Origin of the sequence: Belliella baltica DSM 15883 (genome assembly GCF_000265405.1) — a bacterium.
Taxonomy (GTDB): Bacteria; Bacteroidota; Bacteroidia; order Cytophagales; family Cyclobacteriaceae; genus Belliella; species Belliella baltica.
In genome coordinates, this window is sequence record NC_018010.1 from 2513022 (window position 1) to 2530273 (window position 17252).

Genomic DNA, 17252 nt, shown 5'->3' on the forward strand with positions numbered 1-17252 from the left:
ATATGTCACTTGATCCTTTTAATTCTAAAAAAACAATCAAATCAGACAAGGGAGAGTTCAATTATTGGAGCTTAAAATCCATGCAAGACTCAGGCTACAGTATTGAAACGCTTCCATTTTCTATTAGAATTTTATTAGAAAATGCCCTGAGGAATTTTGATGACTTTGCAATTACCAAAGAACACATCGAAACCTTAGCCAATTGGTCGCCAGACCCTTCCGATAAAGATATTCCTTTTAAGCCTGCAAGGGTTTTGATGCAGGATTTTACTGGTGTACCCGCTGTAGTAGATATCGCTTCTCTTCGTGCAGAAGCTGTCAGAAAAGGAAAAGATCCCAATAAAATCAATCCATTGATTCCTGTAGATCTTGTCATTGATCATTCCGTTCAAGTTGATTATTTTGGAACTAACTATTCTTATCAAAAAAATGTAGATGTTGAGTATGAAAGAAATGGTGAGCGTTATCAATTTTTAAAATGGGCACAAAAAGCCTTCGATAACTTTTCAGTTGTCCCTCCAGGTATGGGGATTTGTCATCAAGTTAATTTAGAATATCTTGCTCAAGGAGTCATAGCAAGAGATGGGAATGTTTTTCCAGATACGCTAGTTGGTACAGATTCCCACACGCCTATGGTCAACGGTATCGGCGTAGTGGCTTGGGGAGTTGGTGGAATCGAAGCAGAAGCGGCGATTCTTGGCCAGCCAATTTACTTCATTATGCCAGAAGTGGTTGGTTTGAAACTCACCGGAAAATTACCCCTAGGAACTACGGCTACAGATATGGTTTTGACCATTACACAATTATTAAGACAACATGGTGTTGTAGGTAAATTTGTTGAGGTTTTTGGGCCTGGTTTAGATCACCTGACTGTTCCTGATAGAGCCACAATCTCCAATATGTCTCCTGAATTTGGCTGTACGGTCACCTATTTCCCTATAGATGATAGGACGCTAGACTACATGGCAAAGACTAACCGTGAAAAAGAGCAAATCAAATTGGTGGAAGACTATTCAAAGTCTAATATGCTTTGGAGAGCAGGAGAAGATAAAATCAAATATAGCTCAGTAGTTGAATTGGATTTAAGTACCGTCGAACCAACGGTTTCTGGACCAAAAAGACCTCAAGATAAGATCCTTGTGAGAGAGTTTAAGCAGAAATTTGGAGAACTTCTTAAAGAAGTTCATGGCAGAGAATATATTCCTATTGATAAAAGAGAAGAGGGAAGATGGTATGGTGAAGGAGGAAGTCAGCCTTCGGAGAAAAAAGAAAGTGATCTCGCCACTGCTACTGTAGAATATGAAACCAAAGTAAAAAATGGCCTCAAGTCAGTGGTTGTTAAACTGAACAATGAGAAATTTGCTCTTTACGATGGTTCCATAGTTATTGCGGCCATTACCTCTTGTACCAACACTTCCAACCCTTCAGTAATGATTGGAGCTGGTCTTGTAGCGCGAAAAGCAAGAGAAAGGGGTTTGGATGTCAAGCCTTGGGTGAAAACTTCACTCGCTCCAGGCTCTAAGGTGGTGACAGACTATTTGGAAACTGCAGGACTCTTGGATGATTTAGAGGCCTTGAGATTTCATGTAGTGGGATATGGTTGTACTTCTTGTATTGGAAACTCCGGACCATTACCAAGACATATTGCAAAAGCAGTGGAAGAAAATGACTTGGTGGTCAGCTCTGTACTTTCAGGAAATAGAAATTTTGAAGCTCGTGTTCACCCACAAGTAAAGATGAACTACCTCATGTCACCCATGTTGGTAGTAGCTTATGCGCTTGCTGGAAGAGTTGATGTGGATTTGAATAGTGAACCTTTAGGTTACGATCCGAACTTGGAACCTGTTTATCTTAAGGATATCTGGCCAAGTAATGATGAGATTTTTGAAGTTATGAGTAAGGTACTTTCTCCAGCAGATTTTGAGAAAAGCTATGGGGAGATTTTCGAAGGCAATGAGCAATGGAAGAACCTTCAGGCTCCTCAAGATGAGGTTTATCAATGGTCTTCTGAAAGTACCTACATAAAAGAAGCCCCATTTTTCAAAGGACTTTCTGATTCTGTAGAAGAGCCAAAAGACATTATCGGAGCTAATGTATTGTTGAAATTGGGTCATTCGATCACAACAGACCACATTTCACCAGCAGGTGCTTTTGCGGAAAATAGTCCTGCGGGTCAGTATTTGATCAATCGAGGAGTAGAGAAAAAGGACTTCAATTCTTATGGATCAAGAAGAGGCAATGATGAAGTGATGGTAAGAGGAACCTTTGCCAATGTGAGGATCAAAAATCAACTTTCACAGAAAGAAGGAGGGTTTACTACTTTCATTCCTAGTGGTGAAGAAATGAGTGTTTACGATGCCTCCCAAAAATATCAGAAAAATAACACACCACTTATCGTGCTAGCCGGTAAGGAGTATGGAAGTGGATCTTCTAGAGATTGGGCGGCAAAAGGCACAACATTGCTGGGAATAAAAGCAGTCTTAGCAGAAAGCTACGAGAGAATTCACAGGAGCAACTTAGTTGGAATGGGAGTTTTACCATTGCAATATGCTGACAAAGAAACAGCTGATTCGTTGGGCTTGACAGGTAAAGAAAGTTTTACCATAAAAGGCATAAGTGATGGATTATCACCGCTCAAAAAGCTTCAAGTTGATGCAAGAAGAGAAGATGGTTTTTCCACATCATTTGAGGTAGTTTGCCGACTGGATTCAGCCATAGAAATCGAATACTACAAAAACGGAGGTATTCTCCATTATGTCCTAAGAGAATTCCTCTCCAAGTAAATGGAATAAATTATTTTGGCGCAAGCGCTTGATTTCACAGAGAACCACAGAGAAGTCACCGAGTTTCACAGAGCCTTTGATCGATAATTAAAAACTCTGTGTATCTCTGTGCCTCCTCAGTGGCACTCGGTGTAAACAAAGCTTTAGCTCTATTCTATTCTAATTTTTAACAACTTAATACATTTACTCAATTAACCAATTCCCCAATCATTGCACCTCAGCTAAACTCCTTTGCGAGCCAAATCAATTCCCCAATTATCCCTTTCTCTATTTATTTCCTTCTCAAAATTTTCTATCTTGACAGCTTATTAAAATCGCTTTATGAAATACATCGGTTTTGCTTTTGCCTTGATCATCACCCTTTCTCTTGGCGTAGCTCTTTCACTCCAGTTTGGCTCTATTCCACCTTTAGGAAAATTACTTGATCCAAATCATGGGTTTTGGCAGAATTCATTTGCTGAGGACCAAATTGCTGAAGATGAAATCACTTTCGATGGACTTATTTCTGCTGTCACCATCACCTATGATGAAGATTTGATTCCACATATTTTTGCTGAAAATGAAGAAGACCTTTACAGGGCTCAAGGATATGTCACTGCGCAACACCGACTTTGGCAAATGGAATTTCAAACCAGGGCGGCAGCAGGGAGAGTATCTGAAATCGTAGGTCCGATCGCATTAGATCTTGACCGAATGACGAGAAGAAAAGGTCTCCCATTCGCAGCGGAACAAGGATTACGATATCTTGAAACTGCCGATCCAGAATCACTCAAGCTTCTTAATGCCTATGCGGAAGGTGTGAATTTATACATCAACGAGCTCTCTGAAGCAAGACTGCCTATTGAATATAAAATCCTTAATTATAGACCTGAAAATTGGTCAGCATACAAATCTATTTTACTTCTCAAATATATGGCTGACATGCTTGTAGGAGATAGAGATTTGGAGTACACCAATTTGAGAAAGATGCTAGGAGAAGAGTTATTGAATAAGTTATTTCCACTTTTTCCCGAAGAAAATGATCCGGTGATAGAAGCAGAAAAGGCATGGGATTTTGAACCTCTTCAAATAAGTCGTCCTGACAGCATCAATTATCCAGAGGAAGATATTTTTGTAAAAACAATGCCGCAACCTGAACCTGGAATAGGTTCTAACAATTGGGCGGTGTCTGGCTCAAAAACCCAAAGTGGGAAACCAATTTTAGCCAATGATCCACATTTAGCATTGAACTTGCCATCGCTTTGGTATGCCATGCAGCTCACTACTCCAGAATACAGCGTCAAAGGGGCAACCCTACCTGGAGCTTTGGGGATTATTTCAGGTTTCAATGAAAATATTGCTTGGGGGGTTACAAATGCTACAAGGGATACAAGAGACTGGTATGCCATTCAATTCAAGCAAACTGATAGAATTGAATATTTGTACAATGACCAATGGATTCAAAGTACATTTAGAATTGAGGAAATTAAGATAAAAGGGCAAGCCACTTTTATAGATACAGTAGTGTACACGCATCACGGACCGATCGTCTATGATAAAAACTTCAGAGCAGAGCGTCAGGATGTGAATTTTGCACTCAAATGGACAGCGCATCTTCCTTCCAACGAGCAAAAAACATTTCTACTTTTGAATAAAGGGCAAAATCATGACGATTATATTGAAGCTTTAAATCATTACACTTCTCCAGCTCAAAATTTTGTTTTTGCCTCAAATGAAGGCGATATAGCAATTAAAGTTCAAGGTAAATTCCCGCTCAAATGGGTAGATCAAGGTAAATTCTTGATGGATGGAAATGATCCTAGAATGGAATGGAAAGAATTTATCCCAAATGAACACAATGCTGCTACGCTCAATCCTGAAAGAGGATTTGTCTCTTCAGCCAATCAGCATTCAGTCGATCCTTCTTATCCATATTATGTTTTTGACAATAGTTTTGAACATTATAGAAATAGAAGATTGAATGAAAGGTTGAGACTGATGGAAAATATCCGAATTGAGGATATGATGATGTTGCAATTTGATAACTATCATTTGCATGCTGCTGAAGTTCTTCCTGTGATGTTGAACTTGATTCAAGCAGATTCATTGATAGCTCAAGGGAATCCAACATCTGAATACCTGAAATCACTACTTGCATGGGATTTTTATACTCATCCAAGCCAAACACAACCCACCCTTTTTGATTTGTGGTGGAGGTATTTGAATAGAAGTGTTTGGGAAGAATTGATCAATTCAAATAAGCCTGTGGTGCTTCCACATAAATACCAAACAGTCAAACTGCTTCAAAATGAGCCAGAAAGTTCTCTCTTTGACATAAAAAATACCGACAAATTAGAAACGGCAGTTGATCATGTTTTGGGAAGTCTCGACTCTATGATTGTAGCTGTGGAGAAATTAAAATCTGAAAAAGGAGAGCTTACATGGGCTACTTTCAAAAATACAACTGTTCAGCATCTTGTTCCGAATTTCAAATCCTTTTCATATCAAGGGATCCAAACTGGTGGAGGAGCTAGCATCTTAAATGCAACCTCCGAAAGACATGGAGCAAGCTGGAGAATGGTAGTTGAACTCGGAGAGCAGCCTACCGCTTTCGGGATTTATCCTGGTGGTCAATCTGGTAATCCAGGAAGTAAATTCTATGATACCTTCTTAAAGAAATGGGCTAATGGGGAGTATGTTGATTTCAAGTTAAGAAAAGCTACCGATCAGCAGCAAGTTTTATTTACAACCACCTTGAAACCTCAATCATGATACGATTTATAGCCTTATTAGTATTTTCAGCTTTATTTATGCTGTTTTTAGGACCTTTCTTTTCCTATCCTATTCTGATGATAGGAGTATTTATTCTTGCGTATTTAGTTGGTGGAAATGGAGCGATCTCTTTCTTTGCAGGAGGTTTATCCTTTGGATTGGTATGGCTTTTTCAAGCCTTTTATATTGCTGTTCAAACAAACTCGTCACTGCCTGATAAAATGGCTGAATTGATGGGAATTGGAGAAAGTAATCTGTTGTTGGTAGCTACAGGGATTTTGGGCTTTCTTTTGGGTGGATTTAGTGCGCTAACTGGATCTCTGCTTCGCAATCTTTTCAAGAAAAAAAGAGACCAAGGCATTTACAGGTATTAGCTAAACTGTACAAAGTACTAAGAGTGACTCATATCGTAATTCTGGTATTTGGCATCATAGAATTATGGGAAGAAATCTCAATTTGTACTTTTACAGTGTAAATTTATTTTTAACCCCCTTTCCTTTTAAAGGAGAAGAGATCTCTACTGCCGTCGAGATGAAGTAGAAGTCAGTGAAAAATTTCCGAATGGGAATAAATCTCGATTAGCATTACAATGAGGGAAAATGGGTATTAATCGTATCGATTCACCAACTCCAATGGAATTGAATTTGGTTTTGCCTTTGAACTAGCAAATAAACACTCAATTCCCCAATAACCTAATCAACCAAATAATCAGTTAAGCAAATAAGCAAATAACCTAATTAACCATTCCCCAATCACTCAGTCTACCAATTAACGATTTTAACACTTAAAAGTCTACCCGCCGTGATTTCCTCACTTTGGGAGGGCGGGCTTAACCTTTTCCTAATTCCCAAGTAACTCATATAATCAAATAACCAGTTAACCAGTTAACCAAATAACCAAATAACCCAATCCCCTAATCAACCAAATAACTAAATCCACCGCATTCCTCTTTCCCAGAATAATCTCTACTTTTACCCTTTCAAATTTTAACCCTATTTTTGTAATCCTATTAAATCAAAAATTATGAATAAAATCAACCCCACACAAACTAAAGCTTGGGCAAACTTGAGCAAACTTGCAAAAGACAATGAACAAACAACGATAAAATCACTTTTTGTCAATTCAGATAGGTTTAAAGATTATTCCATCCAATTGGAAGATATTCTACTCGATTACTCCAAAAATAGAATTAATGATCCTATCAAAACCTCTCTTTTTGATCTTGCAAGGGAAGTTGACTTAAAGTCAGCAATTGAGCAGATGTTTTCTGGAGAAAAAATCAATTTGACAGAAAATAGAGCTGTTCTTCACACCGCTTTAAGAAATAGGAGCAATAACCCTGTTCTTTTCGAAGGACAAGATGTGATGCCTGAAATCAATAAGGTATTGGAGCAAATGAAAGCTTTTGCCGATCAAATCCAGAATGGAACATGGCTAGGCTATACCGGGAAACCTATCACATCCTTGGTAAACATTGGAATAGGAGGCTCAGACCTTGGGCCTGTGATGGTAACTGAGGCCCTTAAGCCTTATCAAAAGGAAGGTCTTGAGATTTATTTTGTATCTAATGTAGATGGAACACACATAGCTGAAACTTTAAAAAAGGTCGATCCAGAGACAACCTTATTTTTTATTGCTTCAAAAACCTTCACAACACAGGAAACTATGACCAATGCGCATACTGCTAGAAATTGGTTTTTAGAAGCAGCAAAAGATGAAAATGCTGTTGCCAAACATTTTGTAGCGCTTTCAACAAATGCCAAGTCTGTGGCAGAATTTGGAATTGACACTAAAAATATGTTTGCTTTTTGGGACTGGGTAGGGGGAAGATACTCACTTTGGTCCGCTATCGGATTACCAATTGCTTGTGCGATTGGGTTTGAAAATTTCGAAAAGCTGTTGGCAGGTGCACATTCCATGGATAAGCATTTCAGAACTGCTGAATTTGAAAATAACATCCCTGTGATATTGGCATTGATAGGAATTTGGAATACTAATTTCCTTGGAGCTACTTCTGAGGCAATTTTACCCTACGACCAATATTTGCATAGATTCGCTGCTTACTTCCAACAAGGAAATATGGAGTCCAATGGCAAATATATCAGTAGGGCAGGAGAGAAGGTGAATTATGCAACAGGACCGATCATTTGGGGAGAACCAGGGACAAATGGACAACATGCCTTTTATCAATTGATTCATCAAGGAACACACTTGATCCCTTGTGATTTTATCGCTCCTGCCAATTCCCATAATCCAATTGGAGATCATCATGTGAAATTGCTTTCAAATTTCTTTGCACAAACTGAGGCTTTAATGAATGGCAAATCTTATGAAGAAGTGCTTTCAGAAATGCAAAAAGCAGGAAAGTCAAATGAAGAAATTGATAAAATTGTCAACCACCGTGTTTTTGAGGGGAACAGACCTACAAATTCCATTTTAGTAAATGAAATCAATCCTTATACACTTGGGCAACTTATTGCGATGTACGAACATAAAATATTTGTTCAAGGTGTGATTTGGAATATCCTGAGTTTCGATCAGTGGGGAGTTGAGCTAGGAAAAGTTCTAGCCAACGCAATCCTTCCAGAGCTTCATGGTAACCAAGAAGTTACTTCCCACGATTCCTCTACTAATGGCTTGATCAATGCCTTCAAAAAAATGAGGAAGTAATCCAGAATAACACTTTTGAAATTATAAAACCCCGTTGAAACAGCTAGTTTCATCGGGGTTTTTTATAGACTTTTACCTTTTACCTATTTTTTTTAACTAACAATCAAAGGTTGTTTCATTGTTTAACTGCTTATTTGCTTAACTGAATCTCTCAAGAAGCACATCAATTAAAGCAATTAACCAAATAAGCAACTAACCACTTCGAGCTCTTTGTTGCCAATTCAATCTCCTTTTTCCTTTTCCCTCATTGAACCAATTCAACCCAATTAACCAATTAACCCTTTTTCAGCCTTCATCCTTTCTCTCAGTTGTTCCTAAAAGACTTATCAGGATAAGCAGGAGGACTTGGAACTGTTCTTGGGTCTTCTTTGATCAATTCTTTCAAATGCTTGATTGCAGCATCTAATTGAGCATCCTTTCCTTCGAAAGTGGCTTTGGGTAAATTGATCACCTCTATATCTGGAATAAAACCTTCCCCTTCAATCAGCCACTCGCCCTCTTCTCCATACACACCCATCATAGGTGCCCTAGCTACACCATTGTCAGAAAGGGTATTGGAGCCGGAAAGCCAAACTTCCCCTCCCCAAGTTCTCGCTCCGATGGATTTGCCTAAATTCAACCTTCTAAAACCTTCGGCAAAAGCTTCCCCGTCTGATGCTGTAAATTCATCAACCAACAACACAAGATGACCTCTGAAAGCATATTGCATGTTCCAATAGGGTTCTCCTTCTCTGTTTTTCCAATAAAAGAACGCTTCACGCATCAATTTTTCTAAGATAAAACTATCGATATTCCCACCTCTATTATTTCTTACATCAATGATCAATCCCGATTTTTTGAACTGTGGATAGAAATCTCTGTACCATTGGCTGATATCAGAACCTGTCATTGCTCTCAGGTGAACGTATCCAATAGCTCCATCTGAAGCTTCTTCAGCGGCTAGTCTTCGTGAATATTCCCAATCATTATATCTCAAGTTTGACTCAGCTCTTGAATTCATCGGAATGATAATTCTATCTTCTAGCTTTGCTCCTTTTTCAGAAACCAAACTCAGTCTAACTTGCTGCCCAGCCTTATCCCTCAAATAATAATTAATATCAGAAGCAGCCAATACTTCCTGACCATCAACATGAGTAATTACATCTCCAACATTGATTTGGATGTCGGGATGGGAGAGTGGTGACATTTCATCCGGATAGTCTGGATCACTTTGATAAATATAATCTACTTGAAACCCTTTCAACATTTCATTTTTGGAAAATCTTGCGCCTAAAAGACCAAGGTTGATCTGTTCATCTCCTCTCCTTAAATCTCCGCCACCAACACTTGTATGTAGCACACTCAATTCCCCAATTAATTCTCCAATTACATCTGAAAGTTCAGCTCTACTCGTCACTCTTTCAGCTAAAGGAAGATATTTTTCGTACATTTTGTCCCAATCCACTCCATGCATGTTTGGGTCATAATAGTAATCTCGCTCCATTCTCCATGCATCTCTGTATAACTGCCTCCAATCTTCTCTGGGATCAATTGAAAATTTCCAATTACTTAAATCCAATTTGCTCTCTGCCAAATCACCAACTGGAGAAGTTTTGATCTCCACTACATGATGGTTGCTTCCAACAGTAATCAACATGTATTTATTATTAGCTGAAGTAACAAATCGACGAATATTGTCAGCAAATACTTTTTGTTCTACCTTAGAACTTAATGGCGTCATCATGATTGAATTCTTTCCACCTCCATTTGCCTCACTTTGGTAATAAAGTGCCTTGTCTGTCAAAACCAAATTGCTGTAATTTCCAGCTGGAACAGGCACTTCTCTCAATCGCTGCATCAAACCTTCCTCTTCTATCACAACTTGAACTTCACCCTCAGCTTTTTTCTCCTCTTTTTTTAATTCATGATTGTAATGAAAAGGTGAAACCAAGTCTTTTTTGAGAGAAATGTGATAGATTTTCATCTGCTTTTCCCAGAAAGGCTCAGGCTGTCTTGTTCCCCAAGGTGAATTTACCCTCGTTTCAAAATTCCTGTCAGACATGAAATAGATCCAGTTTCCATCTGTGCTCCATTGTGGATAGACGCTGTTTGCTCTGTCCGAAGTAATGGCAATATGTTTTTCTGAACTCACTTTAAAAGCGAAGATCTGATTAAAAGTATTGGATGCAGATTGAGAAAAAGCGATCCATTGGCTGTCAGGTGACCAAACAAAAGACCCGCTCACACCTTCTCGATTTGTGGAGGCTTTGACTTGCTTTCCTGAGGCCAAATCTAAAACCCATAAGTCTTTGTTCAAATCAGTAAAAGCTAGTTTTTTTACATCAGGTGATGGAGTAAGGTTAAATCTTAGTGTATTTCCATTACTGGTAATTTTCTTCCCAGTATCCAATCCTAAAGCATTGTACTGATGAATTTCAAATTCACCGCTTTCATCGGAAAACACAAAAATTTCCTTACCGTCTACTGAGAAGGTAGCATCTCTCAAGCGAACGCCATCTTTTCTATCTAATCTCACTCTTCTTCCTTGCTTTGTAGGGAAAATAAAAGATCTCCCTCTAGCTGTTAGAGCTACTTTGTCACCCTCATTACTTACAGAAATTCCAGTAATGTAACTTTCAGGATTGTCAACCCATTTCTCACGCATTTGGTCAAAGTCAGAATTCAAGGAAACAGCTAACTTCTGATCTTCACCACTTTTAATATCAAAAATATGGATATCAGCACCAACTCGATATGCGATTTTCCCTTCTGAAAATGAAGCTTCTCTCACATCATAGTGCTCTTGTTGGGTATGTTGCTTCAAGTCTTCACCATCCACATTCATAGACCAAACATTCACTATCCCATCTCGGGAAGATAAAAAGTAAACACGGCCTTCATGATAAGTTGGGTGATGATCTTCACCTTTGTAATTCTTAGTAAGTTTAATGGCTTCTTCATCACCATTTGTATATTTCCAAACCTGTCTTGCTGTACCTCCTTCATAACGCTTGGTGACGTTGTTATGAAATGTTGGTCTTACAAAAAAGTACGTGTTACCGTCATCCGAGAAACTCCCTTCCGCAGCCATTTCCAATGGTAGTGTGGTACTTTTTCCCGTTTCAATATCAATGGTAATTGTATGAAGTCTAGGTAAAGTAGCATATTGATTGGTCACATAGGCCAATTCAGTGGCGGATTTCCACGCCGTTGGAACAGATGGGGAGGCCTCATAAGTCAATCTTTTCGGAATCCCTCCTTGGATAGGAATCAGATAAACTTCCGTTGGTCCTTCATAGGAAGCAGCATAAGCAACCCATTTTCCATCAGGAGAAATTTTTGGAAAGCGCTCTTCTCCAGGATGTGTGGTTAACCTACTAGCTTGACCACCTTCACTTGCTACTTTCCAAATATCACCTTCTGCCACAAAAACAATTACATCCCTGTGAATATCTGGATGCATATAATAACCTTGATTTTCCCGCGCAAAAAGCACTGATAGCTGAAAGCAAACCAACAGCGTTAAGAGTAAAGATTTTAATTTCATATTCTGAGGATGATTATTTGATTTTAAGTTTTTTGGCCTTAATACACAAGCCTTAAAATCAAAGATAATTATTCTCTTGAAAAAATTTCAATAGAATTTACAAGCGGTTTTTTATCTCCAAAAACGAAAATCTATATAATTTCGAGGCACAAGATTGAGCGTTCTGAAAATCCGAAATTTCATCTATTTTCACTCTTCTTACTTTTGCTTTTATCTTTCCTTTATCCTCGGTGAAGCTCTGTGCCTCCTCTGCGGATCTCGGTGTAATTAAAAGATTTTTGATCTCTTTTTTCCTTTCTAATTTAACCCTGTCCCTAATCAGTTAAGCACATAACCAATTAACCCTTTTAACCTTTTAATCTCTTAAACTTTCTAACCAATTACCCATTTACTCAATTGTCCAATCCCTAGTTAACAAATCACTTCAATAACTCAATTCAACCTTTTGCGTTCTTTGCCCCTTACCGCCCTTAGCGAGAACACTTAACCTTTCTCCTTTTCCTTATTCTTTTTCAAATAACCAACCAAAGTTTAATCGTTTAATTGCTTATTTGTTTAACTGAATCTCTCAAACAGCACATCAATTAAGCAAATAACCAAATAAGCAAATAACCACTTCGAGTCCTTTGTGTTCCTTCGCGCTCTTTGTGGCCAAAAAAATAACCCTTTTCCCTTTAATCTATTTTAACCCTTTAATCTCTTACACCTTCTAACCAATTACTCAGTTATTCAATTACCCAATTCCCTTAGTTAACGAATCACTTAATTAACTCAGTCAACTCAATTCAACCTTTTGCGTTCTTTGCTCCTTACCGCCCTTAGCGAGAACACTTAACCTTTCTCCTTTTCCCTATTTTTTTTCAAATAACCAACTAAAGTTTAATCGTTTAATTGCTTATTTGTTTAACTGAATCTCTCAAACAGCACATCAATTAAGCAAATAACCAAATAACCACTTCGAGCCCTTTGTGCTTCTTCGCGCTCTTTGTGGCCAAAAAAATAACCCTTTCCCCTTTAACCTCTTTTAACCTAATTAACCAATTAACCCAATAACCATATAACCAAAATATCTAAATATTTCCTTTGCTATTTATATTCAAGCGAGTACTTTTGTTACTCGGTATTCGAAATCTTTTCATGTTAGAATCTTTGATCACTTCCAAGACTAGACTGAAACTTTTAATTAAGTTTTTTAGCAACCCTAAAAATCAAGGACATTTGCGAGGTCTTGCCGATGAATTTGGAGAATCTACGAACGCCATAAGAAAAGAATTGAATAACCTGTCTGAAGCAGGTTATTTGCTTAAAGTGGCTGATAAAAACAAAATCGATTACCAAGCCAATATTCACCATCCTTTCTTTTCCAATATCCAAGACCTGATAAGAAAATATTTAGGCCTTGACAAACTCTTGGCAACAGTTTTGGAGAGAATGGGAAAAGTTTATCAAGTAGCTCTTGTAGGCGATTATGCCAGAGGTATTGACTCAGGTATCATTGAGGTTCAAATTACAGGTTGCGATTTGAATGAAGAGTATTTGGAAACCATCTCAGACAAACTTCAGAATTTGATTCATAAAAAAGTAAGCTTTAAAATACAACAAAATATCACCGATCCAGAAGCACTCTTGATCTATCAAATACAGGACTGATTTTTTTCCTATCTTCCTGTTTCTTATTAGCCCCTCCCGCTAGGCACTCCTGTGACCGACCGGGCGAAGCTGTTACCACTTATTGAAAATTAACCACGGATTATTCGAATTTAACTAATTAACCTATTTTAATATTTTGTAAACTCAATATGATATTCATCGGATATAAATATGGGTTTAATCTATAAAAATGAATCATACAACATCATAGGAGCTGCCATGGAAGTTCATAAAGAACTAGGTAAGGGATTTTTGGAAAGTGTATATCAAGAAGCACTTGAAATTGAACTTGCTGCATATAAAATTCCATATTTAAGGGAAGCATCACTTCCAATTGACTATAAAAATAGAATGCTTTCTAAATATTTTGTTGCAGATTTCATTTGCTACGATAAAATAATTTTGGAACTGAAAGCGATATCTGAACTGTCACCTGAACATACTTCTCAAATATTCAATTATTTAAAAGCAACAGGATTTAAGTTAGGGATTCTAATAAATTTCGGTGCTTTGTCATTAGAATATAAAAGGATTGTTTTGTAAGTAAGATATTTAGTCAATAGTCTACTTTAGCATAATTCCCGAGCTTCAGCTCAATTAATAAATAAAAAAACCAAGGAGTTCAATCAAAAACATTGGGCATCCAAGAGCAAAAAATCAAATACCTCCATAATTCGTACAATTCAAATAATTCGTGGTCACCGTTTCGTATAATCCCCGAGCTTCAGCTCAAATAATTTATAAATAACCAATTAGTTCAATTGTTAGCTTGAAGCATCCAAAATCAAAAGTCAAACTTCCTAAAAATTCGTACAATTCGAATAATTCGTGGTCACCGTTTCGTATAATCCCCGAGCTTCAGCTCAATTAATTTCATCGGTGGTTTCTCAGTTTTACTTATATTTAATTGATTAATCCATCTTATAGCCTGACTTTAAAAAATTCGCATAATCATAATAATTCGTGGTCAAATCATTTCCCATGCCCTTATCAAATAATTCTATGTTAAAAAAATACTTCCTCCCACTTTTGTTTTTCTTTATACAAAGTATCGTGGTAGCTCAATCCATCTCTGATATTGGTTCTATTAAAGTAGATAACCTTTCTGATGCTCAAGTGGAAGAGTTGATAAAGAGATCGGAGTCTTCAGGCATGAACGAACAACAGCTTTTCGCTTTGGCTCGCGAACGTGGGATGCCTGCTGGTGAAATTTCCAAACTCCAACAGCGAATTTCTGCTATTAGAAGTGGAAGAAGATTCTCAAAAGAGGATACTCAAGAGAAAAGGACTCAGGGCAGACAAGTGGAAGGAATGGATGAAGACTTCGGGTTTGATTTTGAAGAAAATAGGTATGAAGACCCTTATAAAAATCTAACTCCATTACAAAAGAAAATCTTTGGTTATACACTATTTCATAACAAAGAACTCAATTTTAACCCAAGCCTTAATATACCTACACCTCAAAATTATTCTATCGGTGGGGGAGACCAACTCTTGATTGATATTTATGGTGCTTCTTCTCAATCTTATGACCTACAAGTAAGCCCAGAGGGAAGAATCCTTATTCCTAATGTTGGCCCAATTCAGGTAGGAGGTTCTACAATCTCAGCTGCAACTTCAAGAATTAAATTAGCCTTGACTAAAATCTATTCAGGTCTTGCAGGAAGTGACCCGAATACTTATATGGAATTGAGATTGGGAGATATCCGAACCGTCAACATTGCAATGGCAGGTGAACTGAATAAACCGGGTAATTATACTTTACCTTCATTTTCTTCACCTTTTAATGCGCTATTTGCAGCAGGAGGACCAAACGAAAATGGTTCTTTTAGACATATTCAAGTATATAGAGACAGCAAGCTTCTCACTGAAATTGATATTTATGATTTTATTATCAAGGGGCAAAATACTTCAAATATCACCCTCAGAGATAATGACGTGATAATCGTTCCACCAGTGAGAAATAGAGTCGAAATCATGGGGCCGGTAAGAAGAGAAGGACTATTCGAAGTGAAATCTAGGGAAACCATAGCAGATATTATAGCCTTCGCAGGTGGATTTAAATCTGAAGCTTATAAAGAAAGGTTGACAGTGACCCGGAAAACAGATGCTGAATTCAAAGTAGAAGATGTTGATGTGGTCAATTTCGAATTATTTATGCCTCAGGATGGAGATGTATTTAGAGTTGGACAAATTTTGAATAGATTCGAAAATAGAGTTCAAGCATCTGGTGCACTGATGCGACCAGGAATTTTCGCCTTAGAGGAGGGGATGACCCTTACCCAGCTGATTTCCAAAGCAGATGGGCTAAGGGAAGATGCGTTCCTCAATAGAGCAACGTTATATAGAACCAAAGCAGATTTTTCCCTTGAAATTTTACCTATTAATATTAAAGCTGTTGTTAATGGTGAGGCTGATGACGTAACCTTACGTAGAGAGGATGTTCTAAATATCCCCAGTATTTATGATCTAAGGGAAGAATATTATATTAAAATTTCTGGTGATGTCAATAAGCCTGGAGCATTTCCTTATGGTGAAAACATGAAAGTAGCAGATCTCGTTTTGAAAGCTGGAGGCTTTAAGGAATCAGCTTCCTCTTCGCAAATAGAAATTGCAAGGAGAGTCAAAGATGATATATCTGGCAAATTAGCAGAAATAATTAGAATAGATATCGATAAGGATTTGAGAATAAGTGGTCAAAATGCAGACCTAATTTTGCAGCCTTTTGATCATGTCATTATTCGTAGAAGCCCTGGATTCCAAAGAGAAAAATTAGTCAGTGTAGAAGGTGAGGTTTTCTTTCCTGGAGAATATGCATTATCAAATACAAATGAAAAAATATCTGATATACTCAAACGAGCGGGTGGTCTAAATCAGTTCGCATACGCGAAAGGTGCAACACTCATTAGAAAAAATGAATTCTATAATTCACCTAGTGAAAACGAAATCAAAAATCAAAACCTTACCTCTGTAAAATCCAGTATTGCTAGAGACAGTTTAGACAGAACAGAGTTTGATAAAATCCTACTTGAAAGAATTGATGAGAAGATTGAAGAAAAAGGAAGTGATCAGGCCAATAAAAAAGGTGGCTTGATTTCAGATGATTTCAGAAGACAAACTATTCAAACCATTGCTGAGAGAGACTCTGGAAATATTGAAATAAAAACAACAGAAATGGTTGGGATTGACCTGCAAGCTATTATAACTAACCCAGGTGGAGCCAATGATCTTATTCTGCAGGAAGGGGATGTCATCTCTATTCCTAAAGAATTGCAGACGGTAAGAATGCGTGGAGAAGTACTATTTCCTACCACAGCTAGATACAGAGACAGATCAGGTTTCAAAAACTACATTTCCAGAGCAGGTGGATTTACAGAAAGTTCTAGAAAAGACCGATCTTATGTTGTTTATGCCAATGGGGATGTTCAAAGAACAAGAAAAGTTCTTTTCTTTAATTTTTATCCTCATATAGAACCTGGAGCAGAAATCATCGTCCCTCGCAAGCCAGACAGAGAACCACTCTCCGCCCAAGGTTGGATTGGCCTCGGCACCAGCCTCGCCACCCTAGCACTCCTAATCAATAACCTAACACGATAAGTTCTTCGTGTTTACCTCCCGAAGGCCTGCCCCGCAGAATTGCGGGGGGATGGCCTGCCTCCAGTAGGCCTGCCCCGCAGAATTGCGGGGGGATGGTTCCAAAAATAAAAAAGCGACACAAAGCTCCCAAAGTCCCTCAAAGCACACTAAAATAATCCTTTGAGATCTTAGTGCTCCTTAGAGCTCTTCGTGTCCCATAAGAAAAAATAAAGCGACACAAAACTCACCAAGTTCCTCAAAGCACACAAAAAATATCTTTGAGCTCTTAGTGCCTC

Annotated in this window: 8 protein-coding genes; 7 read left to right on the plus strand and 1 reads right to left on the minus strand. The window is 37.9% G+C overall.

What is annotated here, in order from left to right; genetic code table 11:
- Positions 1–2 precede the first annotated feature (2 nt).
- The 4 genes from acnA to pgi all read left to right on the plus strand — a co-directional run bounded on the left by acnA (position 3) and on the right by pgi (position 8204).
- Positions 3–2783, plus strand: coding sequence for an aconitate hydratase AcnA (gene acnA, locus BELBA_RS11535; RefSeq protein ID WP_014772876.1), 2781 nt, complete (start codon positions 3–5; stop codon positions 2781–2783).
- A 321-nt stretch (positions 2784–3104) separates the two neighbouring features.
- Complete coding sequence (locus BELBA_RS11540) at positions 3105–5534, plus strand: penicillin acylase family protein (RefSeq protein ID WP_014772877.1); 2430 nt, start codon at positions 3105–3107, stop codon at positions 5532–5534.
- Positions 5531–5908 carry a hypothetical protein gene (locus tag BELBA_RS11545; RefSeq protein WP_014772878.1) on the plus strand — a complete coding sequence of 126 codons (378 nt, stop codon included), beginning with the start codon at positions 5531–5533 and terminating at the stop codon, positions 5906–5908. Before BELBA_RS11540 ends, BELBA_RS11545 begins: the two co-directional genes overlap by 4 nt.
- Before the next feature lie 649 nt (positions 5909–6557).
- The gene (pgi, locus tag BELBA_RS11550) at positions 6558–8204 is read left to right on the plus strand and encodes a glucose-6-phosphate isomerase (RefSeq protein ID WP_014772879.1); all 1647 of its coding nucleotides are present in this window, start codon (positions 6558–6560) and stop codon (positions 8202–8204) included.
- Positions 8205–8508: 304 nt separating this feature from the next.
- Here the strand turns inward: pgi and BELBA_RS11555 are convergent, their stop codons facing one another.
- The gene (locus BELBA_RS11555; RefSeq protein ID WP_014772880.1) at positions 8509–11730 is read right to left on the minus strand and encodes a S41 family peptidase; all 3222 of its coding nucleotides are present in this window, start codon (positions 11728–11730) and stop codon (positions 8509–8511) included.
- A gap of 1137 nt (positions 11731–12867) precedes the next feature.
- Between BELBA_RS11555 and BELBA_RS11560 the strand changes: the two genes are divergently transcribed.
- The 3 genes from BELBA_RS11560 to BELBA_RS11570 all read left to right on the plus strand — a co-directional run bounded on the left by BELBA_RS11560 (position 12868) and on the right by BELBA_RS11570 (position 16977).
- On the plus strand, positions 12868–13380 hold the full coding sequence (locus BELBA_RS11560) for a helix-turn-helix domain-containing protein (protein WP_041779336.1): 513 nt from the start codon (positions 12868–12870) through the stop codon (positions 13378–13380).
- Positions 13381–13551: 171 nt separating this feature from the next.
- Entirely contained in the window at positions 13552–13923 is a 372-nt protein-coding gene (locus BELBA_RS11565; RefSeq protein WP_014772882.1) for a GxxExxY protein, read from the plus strand.
- A gap of 459 nt (positions 13924–14382) precedes the next feature.
- A complete protein-coding gene (locus BELBA_RS11570; RefSeq protein ID WP_014772883.1) occupies positions 14383–16977 on the plus strand; it encodes an SLBB domain-containing protein in 2595 nt (864 codons plus the stop codon).
- Positions 16978–17252 lie beyond the last annotated feature (275 nt).

Bases quoted from the DNA above. Each gene is read 5' to 3' on its own strand.
- acnA (WP_014772876.1), top strand. From the start codon at position 3: ATGTCACTTGATCCTTTTAATTCTAAAAAAACAATCAAATCAGACAAG.
- BELBA_RS11540 (WP_014772877.1), top strand. From the start codon at position 3,105: ATGAAATACATCGGTTTTGCTTTTGCCTTGATCATCACCCTTTCTCTT.
- BELBA_RS11545 (WP_014772878.1), top strand. From the start codon at position 5,531: ATGATACGATTTATAGCCTTATTAGTATTTTCAGCTTTATTTATGCTG.
- pgi (WP_014772879.1), top strand. From the start codon at position 6,558: ATGAATAAAATCAACCCCACACAAACTAAAGCTTGGGCAAACTTGAGC.
- BELBA_RS11555 (WP_014772880.1), bottom strand. From the start codon at position 11,730: ATGAAATTAAAATCTTTACTCTTAACGCTGTTGGTTTGCTTTCAGCTA.
- BELBA_RS11560 (WP_041779336.1), top strand. From the start codon at position 12,868: ATGTTAGAATCTTTGATCACTTCCAAGACTAGACTGAAACTTTTAATT.
- BELBA_RS11565 (WP_014772882.1), top strand. From the start codon at position 13,552: ATGGGTTTAATCTATAAAAATGAATCATACAACATCATAGGAGCTGCC.
- BELBA_RS11570 (WP_014772883.1), top strand. From the start codon at position 14,383: ATGTTAAAAAAATACTTCCTCCCACTTTTGTTTTTCTTTATACAAAGT.